Annotated in this window: 21 protein-coding genes and 1 tRNA gene; 5 read left to right on the top strand and 17 right to left on the bottom strand. The window is 58.0% G+C overall.

What is annotated here, in order from left to right; genetic code table 11:
• Window position 1 precedes the first annotated feature (1 nt).
• From nuoF to tpiA, 9 genes are all read right to left on the bottom strand, one after another.
• Window positions 2-1,297, bottom strand: a complete 1,296-nt coding sequence (gene nuoF, locus DBR44_RS18200; protein ID WP_124645411.1) for an NADH-quinone oxidoreductase subunit NuoF — start codon at window positions 1,295-1,297, stop codon at window positions 2-4.
• Window positions 1,297-1,797, bottom strand: coding sequence for an NADH-quinone oxidoreductase subunit NuoE (gene nuoE, locus DBR44_RS18195; protein WP_124645410.1), 501 nt, complete (start codon window positions 1,795-1,797; stop codon window positions 1,297-1,299). Before nuoE ends, nuoF begins: the two co-directional genes overlap by 1 nt.
• Window positions 1,797-3,050, bottom strand: coding sequence for an NADH-quinone oxidoreductase subunit D (locus DBR44_RS18190; RefSeq protein ID WP_124645409.1), 1,254 nt, complete (start codon window positions 3,048-3,050; stop codon window positions 1,797-1,799). Before DBR44_RS18190 ends, nuoE begins: the two co-directional genes overlap by 1 nt.
• Window positions 3,043-3,639, bottom strand: coding sequence for an NADH-quinone oxidoreductase subunit C (locus DBR44_RS18185; protein WP_124645408.1), 597 nt, complete (start codon window positions 3,637-3,639; stop codon window positions 3,043-3,045). Before DBR44_RS18185 ends, DBR44_RS18190 begins: the two co-directional genes overlap by 8 nt.
• An 11-nt stretch (window positions 3,640-3,650) precedes the next feature.
• Window positions 3,651-4,127, bottom strand: coding sequence for an NADH-quinone oxidoreductase subunit B family protein (locus DBR44_RS18180; protein ID WP_045847651.1), 477 nt, complete (start codon window positions 4,125-4,127; stop codon window positions 3,651-3,653).
• Complete coding sequence (locus DBR44_RS18175; RefSeq protein WP_045847652.1) at window positions 4,118-4,474, bottom strand: NADH-quinone oxidoreductase subunit A; 357 nt, start codon at window positions 4,472-4,474, stop codon at window positions 4,118-4,120. The genes DBR44_RS18180 and DBR44_RS18175 overlap by 10 nt, the downstream gene beginning before the upstream one ends.
• Before the next feature lie 91 nt (window positions 4,475-4,565).
• Window positions 4,566-4,651, bottom strand: a tRNA-Leu gene (locus DBR44_RS18170).
• 17 nt (window positions 4,652-4,668) lie between these two features.
• Window positions 4,669-5,019, bottom strand: a complete 351-nt coding sequence (gene secG, locus DBR44_RS18165) for a preprotein translocase subunit SecG (RefSeq protein ID WP_124645407.1) — start codon at window positions 5,017-5,019, stop codon at window positions 4,669-4,671.
• Between the two features lies 1 nt (window position 5,020).
• The gene (tpiA, locus tag DBR44_RS18160; RefSeq protein ID WP_124645406.1) at window positions 5,021-5,767 is read right to left on the bottom strand and encodes a triose-phosphate isomerase; all 747 of its coding nucleotides are present in this window, start codon (window positions 5,765-5,767) and stop codon (window positions 5,021-5,023) included.
• A 165-nt stretch (window positions 5,768-5,932) separates the two neighbouring features.
• On the opposite strand from tpiA, the gene pstS reads away from it, so the two are divergent.
• From pstS to DBR44_RS18135, 5 genes are all read left to right on the top strand, one after another.
• Window positions 5,933-6,973 (top strand): phosphate ABC transporter substrate-binding protein PstS, encoded by a 1,041-nt coding sequence (gene pstS, locus DBR44_RS18155; protein ID WP_124645405.1) that lies wholly within the window; start codon window positions 5,933-5,935, stop codon window positions 6,971-6,973.
• 114 nt (window positions 6,974-7,087) lie between these two features.
• Window positions 7,088-8,050, top strand: a complete 963-nt coding sequence (gene pstC / locus DBR44_RS18150; RefSeq protein WP_124645404.1) for a phosphate ABC transporter permease subunit PstC — start codon at window positions 7,088-7,090, stop codon at window positions 8,048-8,050.
• Window positions 8,051-8,065: 15 nt separating this feature from the next.
• On the top strand, window positions 8,066-8,977 hold the full coding sequence (gene pstA, locus DBR44_RS18145) for a phosphate ABC transporter permease PstA (protein ID WP_168190819.1): 912 nt from the start codon (window positions 8,066-8,068) through the stop codon (window positions 8,975-8,977).
• A 12-nt stretch (window positions 8,978-8,989) separates the two neighbouring features.
• The gene (pstB, locus tag DBR44_RS18140) at window positions 8,990-9,754 is read left to right on the top strand and encodes a phosphate ABC transporter ATP-binding protein PstB (RefSeq protein ID WP_059284814.1); all 765 of its coding nucleotides are present in this window, start codon (window positions 8,990-8,992) and stop codon (window positions 9,752-9,754) included.
• 260 nt (window positions 9,755-10,014) lie between these two features.
• Window positions 10,015-11,475 carry an inorganic phosphate transporter gene (locus DBR44_RS18135; protein WP_124645402.1) on the top strand — a complete coding sequence of 487 codons (1,461 nt, stop codon included), beginning with the start codon at window positions 10,015-10,017 and terminating at the stop codon, window positions 11,473-11,475.
• A gap of 339 nt (window positions 11,476-11,814) precedes the next feature.
• Here DBR44_RS18135 and recG read toward each other — a convergent pair whose 3' ends face one another.
• The 8 genes from recG to dusA form a co-directional block, all read right to left on the bottom strand.
• Window positions 11,815-13,863, bottom strand: coding sequence for an ATP-dependent DNA helicase RecG (gene recG, locus DBR44_RS18130; RefSeq protein ID WP_124645401.1), 2,049 nt, complete (start codon window positions 13,861-13,863; stop codon window positions 11,815-11,817).
• A gap of 75 nt (window positions 13,864-13,938) precedes the next feature.
• Window positions 13,939-14,376 carry a DUF2147 domain-containing protein gene (locus DBR44_RS18125; protein WP_124645400.1) on the bottom strand — a complete coding sequence of 146 codons (438 nt, stop codon included), beginning with the start codon at window positions 14,374-14,376 and terminating at the stop codon, window positions 13,939-13,941.
• 100 nt (window positions 14,377-14,476) lie between these two features.
• Window positions 14,477-15,313, bottom strand: coding sequence for a PhzF family phenazine biosynthesis protein (locus DBR44_RS18120; protein WP_124645399.1), 837 nt, complete (start codon window positions 15,311-15,313; stop codon window positions 14,477-14,479).
• Between the two features lie 12 nt (window positions 15,314-15,325).
• Window positions 15,326-15,763 carry a DUF4124 domain-containing protein gene (locus DBR44_RS18115; protein WP_158613664.1) on the bottom strand — a complete coding sequence of 146 codons (438 nt, stop codon included), beginning with the start codon at window positions 15,761-15,763 and terminating at the stop codon, window positions 15,326-15,328.
• A gap of 144 nt (window positions 15,764-15,907) precedes the next feature.
• Window positions 15,908-16,291: a RidA family protein gene (locus DBR44_RS18110; RefSeq protein WP_045847662.1), complete on the bottom strand. Its 384-nt coding sequence runs from the start codon at window positions 16,289-16,291 to the stop codon at window positions 15,908-15,910.
• Window positions 16,292-17,533, bottom strand: a complete 1,242-nt coding sequence (gene hemW / locus DBR44_RS18105) for a radical SAM family heme chaperone HemW (RefSeq protein ID WP_124645397.1) — start codon at window positions 17,531-17,533, stop codon at window positions 16,292-16,294.
• Window positions 17,530-18,123, bottom strand: a complete 594-nt coding sequence (gene rdgB / locus DBR44_RS18100; protein WP_124645396.1) for an RdgB/HAM1 family non-canonical purine NTP pyrophosphatase — start codon at window positions 18,121-18,123, stop codon at window positions 17,530-17,532. The genes hemW and rdgB overlap by 4 nt, the downstream gene beginning before the upstream one ends.
• A gap of 82 nt (window positions 18,124-18,205) precedes the next feature.
• Window positions 18,206-19,174 (bottom strand): tRNA dihydrouridine(20/20a) synthase DusA, encoded by a 969-nt coding sequence (dusA, locus tag DBR44_RS18095; RefSeq protein ID WP_233578662.1) that lies wholly within the window; start codon window positions 19,172-19,174, stop codon window positions 18,206-18,208.
• Window positions 19,175-19,643 lie beyond the last annotated feature (469 nt).

The raw sequence follows: 19,643 nt of genomic DNA, 5'->3' as shown, positions 1-19,643 counted from the left end.
CTCAACACCATTTGTGGTCCACCAAGGGCTTCTTGTGCTCGATCAGGTACTCGAACTCATTGCGGAAGTGCTTGGTGAAACTGCGAACCGGGAACACGGCAGCATCTGCCAGTGCACAGATGGTACGGCCGGCCATGTTATTGCCTACCGAATCCAGGAGCTCCAGATCACCCGGGCGACCTTCACCCTGGGCAATGCGATGGATCACCTTGTACAGCCAGCCGGTGCCTTCGCGGCACGGCGTGCACTGGCCGCAGGATTCTTCGTGATAGAAGTAGGCCAGACGCTCCAGCGCCTTCACCATACACACATCTTCATTCATCACGATGACAGCGCCCGAACCGAGCATGGAGCCGGCCTTGGCAATGCTGTCGTAGTCCATGGTGCATTGCATCATGACGTCGCCAGGCAGGATGGGGGCGGAAGAACCACCCGGAATCACTGCCTTCAGCTTTTTGCCATCACGCATGCCGCCGGCCATTTCCAGCAGTACCGAGAACGGGGTACCCAGCGGAATCTCGTAGTTACCCGGACGATTCACATGGCCCGACACGGAGAACAGCTTGGTGCCGCCATTATTCGGTTTGCCCGCTTCCAGGAACTTCTGTGCACCATCACGGATGATGAAAGGCACGGAGGCGAAGGATTCGGTGTTGTTGATGGTGGTGGGCTTGCCGTACAGACCGAAGCTGGCCGGGAACGGCGGCTTGAAGCGCGGCTGGCCTTTTTTGCCTTCCAGCGATTCCAGCAGCGCAGTTTCCTCACCGCAGATGTAGGCACCATAACCATGGTGGGCGAACAGATCGAAGCTGAAATCGCTGCCCAGGATGTTGTTGCCAAGGAAACCAGCCTGACGGGCTTCATCCAGTGCGGCTTCGAATAGTTCGTACTCTTCGAAGATTTCACCGTGGATGTAGTTGTAACCAGCCTTGGTACCCATGGCATAACCGGCGATGATCATGCCTTCGATCAGGGCGTGCGGATTGAAACGCAGAATGTCGCGGTCCTTGAAAGTACCCGGCTCACCCTCGTCGGTATTGCACACCACGTATTTGTCGCCCGGAAAGGAGCGCGGCATGAAGCTCCACTTCAGGCCGGTGGGGAAGCCCGCACCGCCACGACCGCGCAGGCCGGAATTTTTCACTTCGGCAATCACGTCCTCTTGCGCCATCTTGGATTCGATGATGCGACGCAGAGCCTGGTAGCCGCCACGGGCCACATAGGCCTCCAGCTTCCAGCAATCCTGTGCAGAGGTATCGATGCCGTCGAAAATCACACCATTGACGAAGACTGCCATTAGTTCAACTCCGCCAGTTTCTTGTCGATTGCTTCGGGCGTCATGAAGCTGCACATCTTGTGGTTGTTCACCAGCAAGACCGGCGCATCGCCGCAGGCTCCCATGCACTCCCCTTCCAGCAAGGTGTACTTGCCGTCAGCACTGGTTTCGCCAATGGCGATGCCCAGTTTCTTGGAGATGTACTCGGCAGCGTTGACGCCACCGGACAGGGCACAGGGCAGATTGGTGCAGACCGTGATCTTGTACTGCCCAACCGGCTTCATGTCGTACATGTTGTAGAAGGTGGCGACTTCGTAAGCAGCTACCGGCGCAATCTGCAGGTAGTTGGCAACGAATTCGATCACCTCGGTATTCAGACAGCGCTCTTCCGGTGTCTTGCCGGTTTCACGGCGCTCCACCAGGGCAATGCGCAGCGCGCCCATGACCGCCGAGCGTTTCTGGTCGGCCGGATACTTGGCGACTTCGCGGTCAATGGCGGCGAGTGATTGTGCGGATAGCATTAGCGGTCGATCTCCCCAAACACGATATCCTGGGTACCGATGATGGCCACCACGTCGGCAATCATGTGGCCCGTAGCCATTTCATTGAGGGCTGCCAGATGTGGAAAGCCCGGGGCACGGATTTTCAGTCGGTACGGCTTGTTGGCGCCGTCGGATACCAGATAGATACCGAACTCACCCTTCGGATGCTCTACCGCGGCGTAGGCTTCGCCTTCCGGCACATGCATGCCTTCGGTAAACAGCTTGAAGTGGTGAATCAGGTCTTCCATATTCGACTTCATGCCCTCGCGGGACGGTGGAGCCACTTTATGGTTGTCGGTGATGACCGGACCCGGATTGTCACGCAGCCAAGCCACGCATTGCTGGATGATGCGGTTGGACTGGCGCATTTCTTCCACGCGCACCAGATAGCGATCATAGCTGTCGCCGCCCTTGCCCACCGGAATATCAAAATCCATGCGATCGTAAACATCGTAGGGCTGCTTTTTACGCAGATCCCACTCGATGCCGGAACCACGCAGCATCGGGCCGGAAAAGCCCAGATTCTTGGCACGTTCCGGGCTGACTACGCCAATGCCAACGGTACGCTGCTTCCAGATACGGTTATCGGTCAGCAGGGTTTCATATTCGTCAACATAGCCAGGGAAGCGCTTGGTGAAGTCGTCAATGAAGTCCAGCATCGAACCCTTGCGGCCTTCGTTCAGGCGCGCGAGTTCCTTGGCATTCTTGATCTTGGAGATGGTGTACTGCGGCATGGAGTCCGGCAGATCACGGTAAACGCCACCCGGACGGAAATAGGCGGCATGCATACGGGCACCGGACACGGCTTCGTAGCAGTCCATCAGATCCTCGCGCTCACGGAAAGCGTACAGGAACATGGTCATGGCGCCGATGTCGATGGCGTGTGCGCCAATCCACAGCAGGTGGTTCAGGATACGGGTGATTTCGGCAAACATCACGCGGATGTATTGCGCGCGCAGCGGCACTTCGATCTGTAGCAGCTTTTCGATGGCCAGGCAGTAGGCGTGCTCGTTGCACATCATGGATACGTAGTCGAGACGATCCATATACGGCAAAGACTGGATGAAAGTCTTGCTTTCAGCCAGCTTCTCGGTACCGCGATGCAAGAGGCCGATATGCGGGTCGGCACGCTGGATGACTTCGCCGTCCAGTTCCAGCACCAGACGCAATACGCCGTGGGCTGCCGGGTGCTGGGGACCGAAGTTGAGCGTGTAGTTACGGATCTCAGCCACCGTAGTTCTCCTCACGAATGATGCGCGGGGTAATTTCGCGCGGCTCAATGGTGACCGGCTGGTAGATCACGCGCTGCTGGGTCGGGTCGTAACGCATTTCAACATGACCGGACAGCGGGAAATCCTTGCGGAAAGGATGGCCGACAAAGCCATAGTCGGTCAGGATGCGACGCAGGTCGGGGTGACCTTCGAAGACGATGCCGTACAGGTCGAAGGCTTCGCGCTCGAACCAGTTGGCAGCATTCCATACCGGATTGACCGATGCGAGCAGCGGGAAGCTGTCATCCTCGGCAAATACGCGCAAACGGATACGAACATTGTGCTTGAGCGACAGCAGGTGGTAGACCACGGCAAAGCGCGGGCCATCCCATACTTCGTCGCGATAGGCACTGTAGTCCATACCGCACAGGTCAATCAGTTGTTCGAAAGAAAGTTCAGCATGATCACGCAGCGTGGTGGCCACGGCGATCAGATCTGCCGCCTTGCAGACGATGGTCAGTTCATCGAGGGCCAGCGTGCTTGAAACAAGCTTGTCGCCCAGCACCCGCTCGACGACCGATCCCAATGCTTCCATTTTCTTGGAGGCCATAAGTGCTTACCTTATCGGGCGATGGTGGAGGTGCGTTTGATCTTGTTCTGCAACTGGATGATGCCATAGAGCAGTGCTTCGGCAGTCGGCGGACAGCCTGGCACGTAGACATCGACCGGCACGATGCGGTCACAGCCACGGACGACAGAATAGGAGTAGTGGTAATAGCCACCACCGTTGGCACAGGAGCCCATGGAGATGACCCAGCGCGGTTCCGCCATCTGGTCATACACCTTGCGCAGTGCCGGCGCCATCTTGTTGCACAACGTACCGGCCACGATCATCAGATCAGACTGACGGGGACTGGGGCGAAAAACGATGCCGAAACGGTCCAGGTCGTAACGCGCGGCACCAGCATGCATCATTTCCACGGCACAACAGGCCAGACCAAAGGTCATCGGCCACAGCGAACCGGTACGGGTGTAGTTGATGAGCTTGTCGGCCGTCGTGGTCACGAAGCCTTTTTCCAGAATACCTTCTACTCCCATTCCAGCGCTCCCTTTTTCCACATGTAGACGAAGCCCAGCGTCAATACCGCCAGGAACTCCACCATTACACCAAAGCCATATGCACCCAGCTCTTTCAGGACCACAGCCCAGGGAAACAGAAACGCAATTTCCAGATCGAACAGAATGAAAAGAATGGCAATGAGGTAGTAGCGAACGTCAAATTTCATGCGTGCATCTTCGAAGGCCTCGAATCCGCACTCATAAGGAGAGAGTTTCTCAGGGTCAGGACGATTGGGGGCGAGGACCTTGCCAAGAACAATAGGACCCACGCCAACCAGCAACCCGACGATGACAAACAACAGAATGGGAAAATAATTTTGCAGCATTTCCCGTACACCCCCAAAAAAAGGAGGAATTACCCCCCTTGGCTCCAAATAAAATAGGCCACCGGAATCCCGGTGGCCTATTTTTGAATGGTGGTGCCGACAGTGAGACTCGAACTCACACAGCCTACGGCCACTACCCCCTCAAGATAGCGTGTCTACCAATTTCACCATGTCGGCACAATATAACTTTACTGTCACTCCGGAATTTTTGACGTCGTGCCCGAAGCTTTGCCAGTGGTTGCCCCGACCGGGATTTGCGGCGCAACTTGTTCAACCTTGCCACCCATCACACCCAGATCTGTTTTTCCGCCCCCCGACAGATAAACAAGAGTGAGACTCGTGGAGAAGAATACAACCGCTGCAACCGCAGTGGTTCTACTCAAAAAATTCGCAGAGCCAGACGCACCAAACAGACTTCCGGAAGCGCCGCTGCCGAAAGCTGCACCCATATCCGCACCCTTGCCATGCTGCATGAGGACAAGGACAATAATCGTCACTGCGGAGAGCAGGTTAACAACCCAAATAAGCGTCTTAATAAGTTCCATACTATATCAATTTTCCTGCGGCCTGGCAAATCATCCTGAATGATCCGGCGTCCAGAGATGCCCCACCAACAAGGGCTCCATCGACATTGTCTGTCATCAGGATTGACTCGGCATTCTCTGCCTTTACACTGCCGCCGTAGAGGACGCGAATATTAGCGGAGGGCTTGGCATTTTGCAAGCACCACGTTTTGATGGCGCTGTGAATCTCGGCAATTTGCTCCAGCGTTGCGACCTTACCGGTGCCAATAGCCCACACCGGTTCATAGGCGACCAGGTACTCGCCGGCATCGATATCAGCAAGAATGGACAATTGCTGATAAATGACCTGCAGGTAGTCCCCTTGCTCGCGCTGCTCCAGCGTTTCGCCCACGCACAGCACTGGCACCACGCCCGCGGCAAGGGCATTGTTCATCTTGGCCAGCAGTAGCGGGTTGCTCTCGGCAAAATACTGCCGGCGCTCGGAATGGCCGACCAGAACATAAGCACAACCGACATCCCGCAGCATGGCCGCCGAGACCTCCCCGGTATACGCACCGTCATTAGCAAAGGCACTCACATCCTGCGCAGCCAGTTGAAGAGATGCACCCTGCAGCCGATGCGCAAGCATAGCCAGGTACACGGCAGGGGCGGCCACCCCGACCCACGACTGATTACATGCCGGCTCAGCAAGCAGTGCATCCAGCAGGGTTTGCGCGCCTTGCGCGCGGGTGTTCATCTTCCAGTTTCCGATAATCAGCTTGCCTGCCATGTCCGGGTGCCTCCGTTTAAGTGCTGCGGATTATATCCCTAGTCCCGTCATCGTCAAAACTCCGCAATCTGCTTTTCCACGACTTGTAATATTTCTGAAAACTTGAAGGGATAGGATGCGCCTCAACACCTCGCAGGGCCTTACCCTAATAATTCAGGAGCAAGCATGAAACAGTCCGTACGTCTGGTCGCCTCGCTGGCCTTGTCCGCCGGCTTCGTCGCTGGTGCAGCCATGGCTGCCGACATCACCGGCGCCGGCGCTACTTTCCCGTATCCCTTGTATGCAAAGTGGGCAACCACCTACAAGGCTACAACCAATAACAGCATGAACTACCAGTCCATCGGCTCTGGTGGCGGCATCAAGCAAATCCAGTCCAAGACTGTTGATTTCGGTGCTTCCGACATGCCGCTGAAAGCTGAAGAGCTGGAAAAATCCGGGCTGACCCAGTTCCCGACCGTTATTGGCGGCGTGGTTCCGGTTGTCAACGTTCCGGGCATCAGCGCAGGCCAGGTCAAGTTTACCGGCCCGGTGCTGGCTGACATTTTCCTCGGCAAGGTTTCCAAATGGAATGACCCGGCACTGGCCAGCCTGAATCCGGGCGTCAAGCTGCCGGATCAGAAAATCACCGTGGTGCGCCGTTCCGATGGCTCGGGTACCAGCTTCATCTTCACCAACTACCTGTCCAAGGTTTCCAGCGAGTGGGCCAGCAAGGTTGGTTCCAACACTGCGGTTAACTGGCCGACCGGTGTAGGTGGCAAGGGTAATGAAGGCGTGGCCAACTATGTAACCCGCATCAAGGGTGCCATTGGTTATGTTGAGTACGCTTATGCCAAACAGAACAAACTGGCTTATGGCCAATTGAAGAACGAATCCGGCAACTTTGTTTCCCCGGATGAAAAAACGTTCAAAGCCGCAGCGGCCAATGCTGACTGGAAAAAAGCCCCTGGCTTCTATCTGATTCTTACCAATCAGGCAGGCAAGGACAGCTGGCCGATTTCTGGCGCCACCTTCATCCTGATGCACAAGAAGCAGGACAAGCCGGCACAAGGTACTGAAGTACTGAAGTTCTTCGACTGGGCTTACAAGAATGGCGACAAGACCGCTCTGGATCTGGATTACATCCCGATGCCGGACAGCGTGAAGGCCGTGATTCGCACCAGCTGGAAGCAGATTACCGACGCCAGTGGCAAGCCGGTACTGAACTGAGTGCAGCATGGCGACACCGGCCAGCGGCATGCAAGCTGATGCAGCTGCCGGTGTGGTACCAAGGCCGGGGTGAGCAACCCCGGCTTTTTGTCTGAGACGCGACCGAGTATCCTCATGGAAAAGTTCAGCAATAACCAGCAAATGCAGCGCCAGATGCTGCTAGACAATATCTTCAGGGTATCCACTCGCTGCTTTGCCTTTTTGGTATTGGCCTTGCTGGTGGGCATCCTGATTTCCCTCATCATTGGTGCCATGCCCAGCCTGAGCCGTTTCGGCTGGAGCTTTCTGATCGATAGTGACTGGGATCCGGTCGCACAGAAATTCGGCGCTCTGGTGCCGGTATTCGGCACGCTGGCCACATCGGTGATTGCCTTGCTGATTGGTGTACCAGTCAGCTTCGGCATTGCCGTGTTTCTGACCGAGCTTTGCCCCAACGTTCTCAAGCGCCCGCTGGGTATTGCTGTTGAGCTGCTGGCAGGCATTCCCTCTATCATTTATGGCATGTGGGGCCTGTTCGTGTTTGCCCCGCTGTTTGCCGACCATATCCAGCCCGTGCTGATCGACAATCTGGGCGATATCCCGCTGATCGGGCTGCTGTTCCAGGGCGCGCCGATGGGTATTGGCGTCTTTACTGCCGGGCTGATTCTGGCCGTGATGGTGATTCCCTTTATCGCCTCGGTCATGCGTGATGTGTTTGAAGTGGTACCGACCATGCTGAAAGAGTCGGCCTATGGTCTGGGCTCCACCACCTGGGAGGTGGTGCGCTATGTCGTACTGCCTTACACCAAGACCGGTGTGGTCGGCGGCATCATGCTGGGGCTGGGCCGCGCACTGGGTGAAACCATGGCAGTGACCTTCGTGATCGGTAACTCATCGCGCTTTGCCGTCGGTCTGTTCGAGCCGGGCCAGTCGATCTCCTCGGCTCTGGCCAACGAGTTTGCCGAGGCGACTGGCGAGTTTCATATGGCCTCGCTGATCGAACTGGGTCTGATCCTGTTCTTCATCACCTTCGTCGTACTGGCCTGCGCCAAGCTCCTGTTGCTGCGTCTGCAGAAACAGGAAGGCAAGGCATCCTGACAAGGCGCTATCATCATGGCTAACAGCACATTGAGCGAATCCCTGAACGTTCAGGATCGCAGCGGAAGCAGCAGCACCATGAATACTTCTATCTATCGTCGTCGCCGTCTGGTCAATGCCTTCAATATGGGTGCGTCCACCCTGACGATGGCCTTTGGCCTGTTCTGGCTGTTCTGGATTTTATTTACCCTGCTGCAACACGGCCTGTCCGGCATCAATATGCAGGTATTCACCCAGAGCACGCCACCACCCGGCAGCCAGGGCGGCCTGGCCAATGCCATTTACGGCAGCCTGGCCATGACCATTTCCGGCACGCTGATCGGCACCCCGATCGGCATTCTGGCTGGTATCTATCTGGCGGAGTTCGGTCAGCGTGGCTGGCTGGCACCGGCCACCCGTTTCATCAACGACATTCTGCTGTCGGCACCGTCCATCGTGATCGGCCTGTTTGTCTATGAAGTCTATGTTGTCAGCGTCGGGCACTTCTCCGGCTGGGCCGGATCGCTGGCACTGGCACTGCTGGTGATTCCGGTCGTCGTGCGCACCACGGAAAACATGCTGCGCCTGGTACCCAATACCCTGCGCGAAGCCGCCGCCGCGCTGGGTTCGCCGCAGTGGAAAATCACGCTGTACGTTACCTTGCGTTCGGCCAAGGCCGGCGTGATGACCGGTATCCTGCTGGCCATTGCGCGCATTTCAGGGGAAACCGCACCCTTGCTGTTTACCGCACTGAACAACCAGTTCTTCAACAGCAATATGAACCAGCCGATGGCCAACTTGCCCATCGTGATTTTCCAGTTTGCCATGAGCCCGTACGAAGACTGGCACACCCTGGCCTGGACCGGTGCTTTGCTGATTACCCTGAGCGTGTTGACGCTTAATATTGTTGCCCGCTGGATGGGCAGCCAGAAAACCCAATCGCATTAAGGCATGACGACTATGGCTGATAACAATGTCAAGCTTCAGGTCAAGAATCTGAACTTTTTCTACGGCAACTTCCACGCATTGAAGAACATCAATCTGGATATTGCCCCGCGCATGGTCACGGCCTTCATCGGCCCGTCCGGCTGCGGCAAATCCACGCTGCTGCGCACCTTCAATCGCATGTACGAGCTATATCCGGGGCTGCGCTCCGAAGGTGAAATCCTGCTGGATGGCAACAACATCCTGGGCCGCGACGTGGATATCAACCTGCTGCGCGCCAAGGTGGGCATGGTGTTCCAGAAGCCCACCCCCTTCCCCATGTCCATCTACGACAACATCACTTTCGGGGTGAAGCTGTACGAGAAGCTGGCCAAGACCGAAATGGACGACCGGGTGGAATGGGCCCTGCGCAAGGCTGCGCTGTGGGATGAAGTGAAGGACAAGCTGAAGCAGTCCGGCAATTCGCTGTCCGGCGGACAGCAACAGCGTTTGTGCATTGCCCGCGCGGTGGCATCCCGCCCGGAAGTACTGCTGCTGGACGAACCGACCTCTGCGCTGGACCCGATTTCAACTGCTCACATCGAAGAACTGATACATGAGCTGAAAGAGGACTACACCATCGCGATTGTGACCCACAATATGCAGCAGGCAGCCCGGGTATCCGACTTCACTGCCTATATGTATCTGGGCGAGCTGGTGGAATTCGGCGAAACCGACAATATCTTCACCGCGCCCAAACAAAAGGCTACCGAGGATTACATCACCGGCAAATTCGGCTAAGACATCTGGCTGCTACCGACACCCCGCCTGCCTCCATGCATGCGGGGTGTTGCTTTATGCAGCAGTCGCTTCTTGCTTGATATTCCTGCGCCGGCCATCCGATAAATCCTGAAAAAACCGGGCGAAAGACCAGCCTGTCAAGAACAGCCCCATTGCCACGACGGGAAAACGACAAGCCCCGTTTTTTTTGTTTCATTTACTTGACGCCTGAGGGTCTGGACACAACAATCCCGGCTTTCCTTTACACGATTTTCACGATCATGCTGGACCTCTTTGCAGGGCTGGACACCCATGTGGCCATTACCCTGATTCTGTCGCTGGGCTTTGTCCTGGCCTTCGAGTTCATCAACGGTTTTCACGATACGGCCAATGCGGTCGCTACCGTCATTTATACCCAGTCGATGAAGCCGCGTCTGGCGGTTTTTGCCTCGGGCGTCTTCAACTTTCTCGGGGTATTGACTGGTGGCCTGGCCGTCGCCTACGCCATCGTGCACCTGCTGCCGGTAGACCTGCTGGTTTCGGTCAATACCGCGCGCGGCATGGCCATGGTGTTTGCCTTGCTCGCGGCAGCCATTGCCTGGAATCTGGGTACCTGGTATTTCGGCCTACCGGCCTCCAGCTCGCACACCCTGATCGGCGCCATCCTCGGTGTGGGTCTGGCCAACTGTCTGATCAACGGCACCCCTTTGTCGCAAGGGGTGAACTGGGGCAAAGCCATCGATGTGGGTTTGTCCTTGCTGTGCTCGCCACTGGTCGGTGCCTTTTTGTCCGGCCTGCTGGTCATCAGCCTGCGGCGTGCCCGCCCGCAAAGCAATATGCACAAGACGCCTTTCCAGCGCCAACAGGTTGAAGGACGCAAGCATCCTCCGTTCTGGATGCGTTTCATGCTGATCGTCAGCTCCATGGGGGTCAGCTTCTCCCACGGCTCCAACGATGGTCAAAAAGGCGTCGGCCTGATCATGCTGGTGCTGATCGGCATCGTTCCGGCCAAATATGTACTCAATCTGGACAGCACGCCTTACCAGATCGAACGCACCCGCGATGCGGCCTTGCATCTGCAGCAGTTCTACAATCGCCACCAGACTGCGCTGGATACCATGTTCAAACCGACGGTCGCAGGCAGCAATATCCACGACTGCCGACCGCGTGACACCCTGCGTACCGCTGATAATCTGATCACCGCACTCGGCGATGGCAGCAGCTACCGCAGCCTGCCGGACAACAAGCGCTGGGATGTCCGTACCGACCTGCTCTGCCTGGACGATGCAGCCAAAAAGGCGGCTTCGCTGCCGAATCTGAGTGCCGATGACAAGCAGCTGCTGAGCAATCTGCGCAAGGACCTGACCGTTACCACCGAATATGCACCGACCTGGGTCATCATCGCGGTGGCATTGGCGCTGGGTGGTGGCACCATGATCGGCTGGCGTCGCGTGGTAAAAACCGTTGGCGAAGGCATTGGCAAGAAAGACATGACGTATGCACAAGGGATGTCGGCGCAGCTGACAGCCGCGGTTTCCATTGGCCTGGCCAGTCAGTTTGGCTTGCCGGTTTCGACCACGCATGTGCTATCCAGCGGCGTAGCCGGCACCATGGTGGCCGACAAGGCCGGCCTGCAGTGGTCTACCGTGCGCTCCATTCTTCTCGCCTGGCTGTTTACCATGCCGGTTGCCATGTTGCTATCCGGCAGCCTGTATTACCTGGCTAGTAACTGGTTGAAGTAATCCAGCCTGCGACTGCCGACAAAAAAGCCGCCCAAGGGCGGCTTTTTCTATGATCCTCATCATGACGGGTCAAATTTGACCTACATCAAACAAGCGATTATTCAGCATTGATTCCGAACTTTATAATTTGCTAATATAATCATGTTTCATCATGGTTTCTCCTTTGTTGTTTGCAGCAATCCCTTGACGCCTCATCCTTACGGATGAGGCGCTTTTTTTTGCATACGTCTTACCTATCTGCAATAGTGATTGCACAGATCAATAACGGAGAAAAACCGCAGCTAGCTTCCAGCTGAATCGGCCCGCCCTAACCTGCTTGATCTGTTACTACTCGGACATTCATGCCTTGAGGAATTGTTCACGGCCAGACAGCCAGCGCTCCAGATGGGCATCTGCGGCCTCTGGCCAGCGCGCCAGTATTTCCGGTGCCAGCTCCCGCGCCGCCTCCAGCAGTTCGATATCGTCTTCCAGATTGGCAAAGCGCAGCATGGGCACTCCGCTTTGGCGCGCACCGAGAAACTCGCCCGGGCCACGGATCAGCAAATCCTGACGAGCGATCTCGAAGCCATCAACATTCTCATAAATCACTTTCAAGCGTGCCTTGGCAATATCGGACAGCGGGTTTTCAAACAGCAGCATGCAGACGCTGCGTGCGCTGCCCCGCCCTACCCGGCCCCGCAACTGATGCAATTGGGCCAGCCCCATGCGCTCGGCGTGCTCTATCACCATCAGCGAGGCATTGGGTACATCCACACCAACTTCGATGACTGTGGTGGCCACCAGGATTTGCAACTGGTTACTGCCAAAAGCGGCCATGACGGCTGCCTTTTCATCCGCTTTCATGCGGCCATGCAGCAGGCCTACATGCCACTGTCCCAGTTGTGCTGCCAGTTGGCGGTGGGTTTCGACCGCAGTCTGCAACTGCAGGGTTTCCGACTCTTCGATCAGCGGGCACACCCAGTACACCTGCTGGCCTTCACTGCAGGTCTTGTGGACGAAATCGACGACCTCCTCACGCCGACCGCTGTTGATCAGCTTGGTGACGATGGGAGTTCGTCCCGGAGGCAGCTCGTCGATAACCGACACGTCCAGATCAGCGTAAAAGCTCATGGCCAGGGTGCGTGGAATCGGTGTGGCCGACATCATCAGCTGATGTGGCTCCTGGCCTTTTTGCTTGAGCGCCAGCCGCTGGCCAACACCGAAACGATGCTGCTCATCGACAATGGCCAGCCCCAGGCGGGCAAAATCCACCCCATCCTGAAACAGGGCATGCGTCCCCACTACCAGATGGGCCGTGCCACTGGCCATCTGCTCCAGCGCTAGCTCTTTCTGCTTTTTGCGCAGGCTGCCAGAGAGCCAGCTGACGGTCAGCCCAAGGGGGGCAAGCCAGCCGGACAACTTGCGATAATGCTGCTCGGCCAGGATTTCTGTCGGTGCCATCAGTGCCACCTGAAACCCGGCCTCGATGGCGGTGAGAGCGGCCAGCGCCGCCACCACGGTTTTGCCGCTGCCCACATCGCCCTGCAGCAAGCGATGCATGGGATGCGCCTGAGCCAGATCGGCATCGATTTCGTCCAGCACCTTGCGCTGCGCCGCCGTCAGACGGAACGGCAGGCTGGCAAACAATGCCTCGCGCAGACGGCCGCTGCCGCGCACCACCGGAGCCCTGCCCTGCCGTCTGGCACGATAAGCCAGATGCATCGACAACTGCTGCGCCATCAGCTCGTCAAACTTCAGCCTTTGCCATGCCGGCAAAGCAGGCTCGCTCAGCTGGCTGGCACTGTATTCCGGTGGCGGTGAATGCAAGAGCCGCACGGCATCGGCAAAGCTTTGCAGCTGCAGATGGGCAATGGCGGCGGGGGGCAAGGTTTCCGGCAATGGCAGGCTTTGCAGCTCGCTGCGAATCAGCTTGCGCAACATGGGCTGGGTCACGCCGTTGACCGTCGGGTACACCGGCGTCAGGCTTTCAGCCAGCGGCGTGCCATCGACCACCTCGCGCGTTTTCGGATGTACCATCTCGTCGCCATGAAAACCGCGACGAATCTCACCCATGGCCCGCACCAGGGCACCATCGGCAAACTGCTTGAGCTGGCTGGGATAAAAGTGGATGAAGCGCAGCAGCAGCACACCGCCGGCATCCTCGATGCGCACCAGTAGCTGTTTGCGTGGACGGAATTGTACTTCGTGGCCAATGACCCGCCCCTCTACCAACACCGGCTGGCCATAAGGTGCCGCCGTGATGGGATAGAGATGGGTTTCATCTTCGTAGCGCAGCGGCAGGTGCAACACCAGGTCAAAGCGCCGGTGCAGGCCTAGCTTGTCGAGTTTCTTGGCCAGGGCTGGTGCTACATTGAGCGGCTGCCCGGCGAGGTCGTTGGCATGGGTCATCAGCGCCGATTGTACCCAAAAAACAAGGCGGAGGCCGCTGCCGGCACTCCGCCCTGGCTGTCGCGTCGGACAGGCTTATTGCTGACGTTCCCACACCTGGGTACGCCCCAGCAGCGACACGCCCAGGAAGCCGCGTACTTCCAGCCTTTTGCCACCGTCCACCAGTTTCATCTTGGCGCTGTAAACCTTGCCGTTATGCGGGTCAAGAATCTTGCCATTGGCCCAGCTGTCGCCGTCTTTCTTCAGGCCCCACAGAATGGTCATGCCGCTGACCGGCTTACCCTTGCGGTCGCCATCGCAGGCCTCGCACACCACTTCCGGGTTCTGGAACAGCTTGACGATCTTGCCGGACAATTCGCCGTTGGCACCTTCGGCAATCTGCACCACCGCCTTGGCCTGCTTGGTGTCGTCGTCGATGGTTTTCCAGCTGCCAATCGGGCTGTCGGCCAGCACGCTATGCGACAATGCGGCTAATCCAAGGGCCAAAGCGGCCGCTTTCCACAACTTGCTCATGATGTCTTTCCTCGTGTTGTCTGTCTTTATGAAACGCTAGTTTGGAGCTGCGACTCTAGCATGCCAACGGGTCGGCATTGCGTCAAGTCATACGCTTGTTTCACAAAGTCAACTCGCCCTGTGCCAGCGCCACCACCTTACCGCCGACATAAATACGACGCGCATCATCCACCGTCAAGTGCAATACACTGGGGCGCTGCAGCACCGCGCCCTGCTCTACCCGCCATTGCAAGGGATAGCGCTGGTGCAGGCTGCACCAGCCGCCCAGATTGGCGCAAGCCGAGCCAGTACCCGGGTCTTCCAGCACCGCACCATCCTGTCCGTAAAACAGCCGAACAGTCGCCACACCATCGGCCTCGTGCCACAGATAGGCCACACTGCGGCCGGGCTGCAAGCAGGCATCACGCAGAAACAGCTCGGCTACCGGGCGCGCCGCCAAAACGACATCGCGGCTGGCTGCCGCCACCAGCAGCTGCTCGCTGCCGGTATTCAGCCATGCAGGAGCCTCCAGCACCGCCTGTGCCGGCAAACCCAGCATGGCAGCGGCCTGTTCGGCATTCAGGCCGGATGGGCGCTCGCTGGCGGCATTGGCCTGCAGGGTAAACAAACCATCCTGATGCTGGATGGGAATCACGCCAGCAGCAGTCTGCAGAGTGAACGCCTCCCCCAGCAACTGCCGGCGATGCAGCACACTGGCGGCTCCGAGTACGGGATGGCCGGCAAAAGGCAGCTCATGCGCTGGCGTAAAAATGCGCAGATGTGCATTCGCTTGCGAGGACGGCAGCAGGAATACGGTTTCCGACAGGTTCATTTGCCGCGCCAGCAGCTGCATTTCCAGCTCGCTCAGCCCCTCGGCCTGGCAGAACACGGCCAGCGGATTGCCACCGAAGGGCGTTTCAGCAAATACATTGACGATTTCAAAAGTGTAGCGGCGCATGGCGGTCTCGCATCAGGATAGGCAAGCCGCATCGTGCAAGTCATTTGCCATGCTGGCAAGCCGGCTCTGCAAACGCTGTGTTTGCAAGGGAGAACGGCTGAGGGTCAACTGGCGCTGCAGCGTTTGCTGTCTGGCTTGCAGGCGGGTGCACTGTTTGCGTTGCTGCAGAACCTGCCGCTGGCGCAACTGCAGCGCCTTGGCTTGCTCCTGCTGCATGGCCCTGGCTTGTTTGACCGTTTGCTGCCGGTTGTCTTGCAGCTCGCGCAGCTGATAGGGCTCACGCGTTACCAGACTGAAGCTGCCGCCCTGCAAGGTATGACTGCGGTGATCGGCCGGACAGGGATGGTCCTGATAACTATGCTGCCCTTGCGGGCCAATACACTTGAATACGGCAGCCTGTAGCACGGCCGGCACCAGTAGCCAGAACAGCAGGGGAAGAAGACGCGACATGGCCAGCACTCCACCAGCAGGGATCGGACTCCAGATAAAAGCCGATTCCAGCTGTGCTGGCTGCTGCGCCATCAGTCAGGGACAGCCGCACAATAAAAAACAGGCGATCAAGATCGCCTGTTTCTAGTGCAGTCGGGCGAAAAATCAGCCCAGGAACAGTACCGCTTCGGCCTCAACCTGCACGCCCTTGGGCAGGCTGGCCACACCCACGGCAGCACGTGCCGGGTAAGGCTGGCTGAAATACTGGCCCATGATTTCATTGAAGGTGGCGAAGTTGGACAGGTCGGTCAGATAGGCATTGAGCTTGACGATCTGGTCCAGGCTGCCACCGGCGGCTTCGCACACGGCTTTCAGGTTCTTGAATACCTGATGGGTTTCGGCGGCAAAGCCACCTTCGACCACGGTCATGGTAGCCGGGTCCAGCGGGATCTGGCCGGACAGGTAAACGGTATTGCCTGCCTTCACAGCCTGGGAGTAGGCACCGATGGCGGCCGGGGCATGTTCGGTATGGATGATTTCTTTGGTCATTTACTGGTCTCCGTCCCCGAGAAACAGGGTTAACAGGTCATTGAGAAAACGTTGCCCCTGCAGAGTGGGGCGAATGGTGGTGGCATCCTGCTCCAGCAATCCTTGCTGGATGGCCTGCTGCAATTCATTGCGGATACAGGATACAGGCAAACCGGTACGCTCGGTAAACAGGCGCGTCTCGAAGCCACCGGTCAGCCGCAACAGATTCATCATGAATTCAAACGGCAATTCGTCACGCTTCACCTTGCGACTGCTTTGCACCGGCTGGCCATCGGCCACTGCCTGGATATAGGCTGCCGGCTGCTTGTGGCGCATTTCCCGCACGATGCCCTCGTGGCTGCTGATCTTGCCGTGCGCGCCCGCACCAATGCCCAGATAGTCGCCAAACTGCCAGTAATTGACGTTATGACGGCTACGCCGCCCCGGACGGGCAAAGGCTGACGTTTCGTAGTGCTCGAAACCAGCCTGTGCCAGCCGCGCTTCGATGGCGTCCTGCATATCGGCAGAAATCTCGTCATCCGGCAGATTCTGCGGCGTACGCACCGCGTACAACGTGTTCGGCTCGATGGTGAGGTGATAGGCCGACAAATGGGTGATGCCATAAGACAGCGCGGTATCGAGATCCTGCAGCGCCTGCTCCACGCTCTGGCCGGGCAAGGCGTACATCAGGTCCAGATTGACGTTATCGAAACAGGACAGCGCGATGTCGATGGCACGACGCGCCTCGTCGCCGTCGTGGATACGGCCCAGCACTTGCAGATGCTGCGGGTTGAAGCTCTGAATGCCGATGGACAGACGGTTGATACCCGCCTCGCGATAGCCACGGAATTTTTCTGCTTCGAAAGTGCCGGGGTTGGCCTCCATGGTGATTTCCGCATCCGGTGCCAGCCGCAGCCGGGCACGAATGCCTGCCAGCAAGGTATCCATGGCTGCGGCAGAAAACAGGCTGGGCGTACCGCCGCCCATGAAGATGGTGCTGACGCTGCGGCCCCAGATGGCCGGCAGGCTGTATTCCAGATCGCGCAGCAGGGTTTGCACATAGGCCATTTCATCGAAACCACCACTGGCAACGTCAGCTTGCGGATTCCACTGCACGGTCTGACCGTTACTGTTTTTCAGCTCGTGCGAGTTGAAGTCGCAATACGGGCATTTGCGCACGCACCAGGGGAAATGGATATACAGCGACAGCGGCGGCAGTTCACGCAGGCCGCCCTTCAGCCCGGACAGGTCAATCACGCTCATGCCAGCTCACGCAGTCTGCTCAGCAGCGCCTGCATGGCCTTGCCGCGATGGCTGACGCGGTTTTTGTCTTCCGCTGCCAGCTGGGCCACGGTGCAGCCGAATTCCGGCAGGTAGAAGTAGGGGTCGTAACCGAAGCCACCCTCGCCCGCAGCAGTATCTTGTACTTCGCCATACCACATGCCATCGGCCACCAGCGGTTGTGGATCATCGGCATGGCGCACCAGCACCAGCACGCAGTAATACCAGGCGCGGCGATTGGCCTTGCCTTGCAGCTTTTCAATCAGCTTGGCATTGTTGCGCTCGTCAGACTTGGGTTCGCCGGCATAGCGCGCCGACAACACGCCGGGCTTGCCGCCCAGCGCTTCCACGCAGATGCCGGAATCGTCGGCCAACGCCGGCAGGCCGGTGACATGGCTGGCGTGGCGGGCTTTTTCCAGCGCATTTTCCAGAAAGGTGTAATGCGGCTCCGGGCACTCCGGCACATTGAGCTGACCTTGCGGAATGACCGTCACGCCCAGCGGGGCGAGCAGCGCGGAAAATTCCTTCAGCTTGCCGGCGTTATTGCTGGCCAATACCAGTTTGTCGAACATGCGGATTTATCCTGTTGAATGCAGACCAAAGACGCAGGGTAAGCGGCGACGCATGGCGCGTCCACCCTGCTGTCAGGACGGATTATTCGGTTTCGCTGACGCGCGATGGCATGGCCGCCAGCGCCTGCAGCAGCAGGCCTTCGTCCGCGCCATCCAGCAGCTTGGCGTCGGACAGCATGCGCCGCCACTGGCGTGCACCCGGCATACCCTGGAACAGGCCCAGTATATGGCGCGCGATATTACGCAGCTTGTGGCCTTCCGCCAGCCGGGCGCGGATATACGGCAGCATGGCATCCACCACCTGCTGACGGCTGACAGCGGTGCTGTCATCGCCATAGAAAGCGGCATCCCAATCGGCCATCAGCCAGGGATTGTGATAAGCCTCGCGCCCCACCATCACCCCATCAACATGGCGCAGATGTTCGGCGATTTCGGCATTGGTCTTGACGCCGCCATTCAACAGGATTTCCAGCTCGGGGCGCTCCCGCTTCAGCCGGTAGACATAGTCGTATTTCAGCGGCGGGATTTCGCGGTTTTCCTTGGGACTGAGGCCCTTGAGGATGGCATTGCGCGCGTGCACGATAAAGGTGCTGCAGCCGGCCTCAGCCACCTGGTCGACAAAACCGGCCAGATAGTCGTAATGCTCGATCTGGTCGATGCCGATGCGGTGCTTGACCGTGATGTCGATATCCACCACATCACGCATGGCCTTGACGCAGTCGGCCACCAGTTGCGGTTCGGCCATCAGGCAGGCACCGAAGGCCCCCTTCTGTACCCGCTCCGACGGGCAGCCCACATTGAGGTTGACCTCATCGTAACCCCACTGCTGGGCCAGCCGGGCGCATTGCGCCAGCTCAGCCGGATCGGAACCACCCAGTTGCAAGGCCACCGGGTGCTCGGCCTCGTCAAAGCGCAAGTGACGCTCCACATCGCCATACAACAGCGCACCGGTGGTCACCATCTCGGTATACAGCCAGGTGTGGTGGCTGATCAGCCGGGCAAAATAGCGGTAGTGACGGTCGGTCCAGTCCAGCATGGGGGCCACGCTCATGCGCCGGGAGGACTTTTTCCCTGGGAATGCTTGACTGGCGCTCGTTTCAGCGCCGTTGTGGATAGTCTTATTTACGTTCATTCCAGCCAATTTCTGCCTGTTATTCGCCACATTGGCGCTAGCTAAGGCACTACCCGTGCAGGGATCTGGCAACACTCTCGCGCTACTTCCTGGCACCGGAATACCCGCCACATGGCAACGACCACTAAGCAGTTGAAAAAACGGAGAATTATCCTATCGCGCACAAGTGCGGGTCAAGCACGCTGGCAAGATTAAGCATCCATGCAGTGCTCAATTTCCCGCCTTCGTTTTCCAGCTTGCTGCGTGTGAAATCATCCTGCCTCGAAAAGCTGGGCAACTCAGTCCTGCTGCAGACAGCCAAAATAATCCCGGGCATTGCAATTACCTATCCCGCCATTCGCCAACATATAAGGCAGGCCATTGACATGCGCATTAGCTAAATGCTCGA

The sequence above is a fragment of the Aquitalea sp. FJL05 genome (assembly GCF_003852595.1).
In the GTDB taxonomy this organism is placed as follows: domain Bacteria; phylum Pseudomonadota; class Gammaproteobacteria; order Burkholderiales; family Chromobacteriaceae; genus Aquitalea; species Aquitalea aquatilis.
This window is presented reverse-complemented; position numbering and strand designations above follow the sequence as displayed.

Coding starts and splice junctions, on each gene's coding strand:
- DBR44_RS18175 (WP_045847652.1), bottom strand. CDS start 4,474: ATGCTGCAAAATTATTTTCCCATTCTGTTGTTTGTCATCGTCGGGTTG.
- secG (WP_124645407.1), bottom strand. CDS start 5,019: ATGGAACTTATTAAGACGCTTATTTGGGTTGTTAACCTGCTCTCCGCA.
- recG (WP_124645401.1), bottom strand. CDS start 13,863: ATGACCCATGCCAACGACCTCGCCGGGCAGCCGCTCAATGTAGCACCA.
- DBR44_RS18115 (WP_158613664.1), bottom strand. CDS start 15,763: ATGTCGCGTCTTCTTCCCCTGCTGTTCTGGCTACTGGTGCCGGCCGTG.
- DBR44_RS18110 (WP_045847662.1), bottom strand. CDS start 16,291: ATGACCAAAGAAATCATCCATACCGAACATGCCCCGGCCGCCATCGGT.
- pstB (WP_059284814.1), top strand. CDS start 8,990: ATGGCTGATAACAATGTCAAGCTTCAGGTCAAGAATCTGAACTTTTTC.
- DBR44_RS18125 (WP_124645400.1), bottom strand. CDS start 14,376: ATGAGCAAGTTGTGGAAAGCGGCCGCTTTGGCCCTTGGATTAGCCGCA.
- dusA (WP_233578662.1), bottom strand. CDS start 19,174: ATGAGCGTGGCCCCCATGCTGGACTGGACCGACCGTCACTACCGCTAT.
- DBR44_RS18135 (WP_124645402.1), top strand. CDS start 10,015: ATGCTGGACCTCTTTGCAGGGCTGGACACCCATGTGGCCATTACCCTG.
- hemW (WP_124645397.1), bottom strand. CDS start 17,533: ATGAGCGTGATTGACCTGTCCGGGCTGAAGGGCGGCCTGCGTGAACTG.
- DBR44_RS18120 (WP_124645399.1), bottom strand. CDS start 15,313: ATGCGCCGCTACACTTTTGAAATCGTCAATGTATTTGCTGAAACGCCC.
- nuoF (WP_124645411.1), bottom strand. CDS start 1,297: ATGGCAGTCTTCGTCAATGGTGTGATTTTCGACGGCATCGATACCTCT.
- pstA (WP_168190819.1), top strand. CDS start 8,066: ATGGCTAACAGCACATTGAGCGAATCCCTGAACGTTCAGGATCGCAGC.
- rdgB (WP_124645396.1), bottom strand. CDS start 18,123: ATGTTCGACAAACTGGTATTGGCCAGCAATAACGCCGGCAAGCTGAAG.
- nuoE (WP_124645410.1), bottom strand. CDS start 1,797: ATGCTATCCGCACAATCACTCGCCGCCATTGACCGCGAAGTCGCCAAG.
- tpiA (WP_124645406.1), bottom strand. CDS start 5,767: ATGGCAGGCAAGCTGATTATCGGAAACTGGAAGATGAACACCCGCGCG.
- DBR44_RS18180 (WP_045847651.1), bottom strand. CDS start 4,127: ATGGGAGTAGAAGGTATTCTGGAAAAAGGCTTCGTGACCACGACGGCC.
- pstS (WP_124645405.1), top strand. CDS start 5,933: ATGAAACAGTCCGTACGTCTGGTCGCCTCGCTGGCCTTGTCCGCCGGC.
- pstC (WP_124645404.1), top strand. CDS start 7,088: ATGGAAAAGTTCAGCAATAACCAGCAAATGCAGCGCCAGATGCTGCTA.
- DBR44_RS18185 (WP_124645408.1), bottom strand. CDS start 3,639: ATGGCCTCCAAGAAAATGGAAGCATTGGGATCGGTCGTCGAGCGGGTG.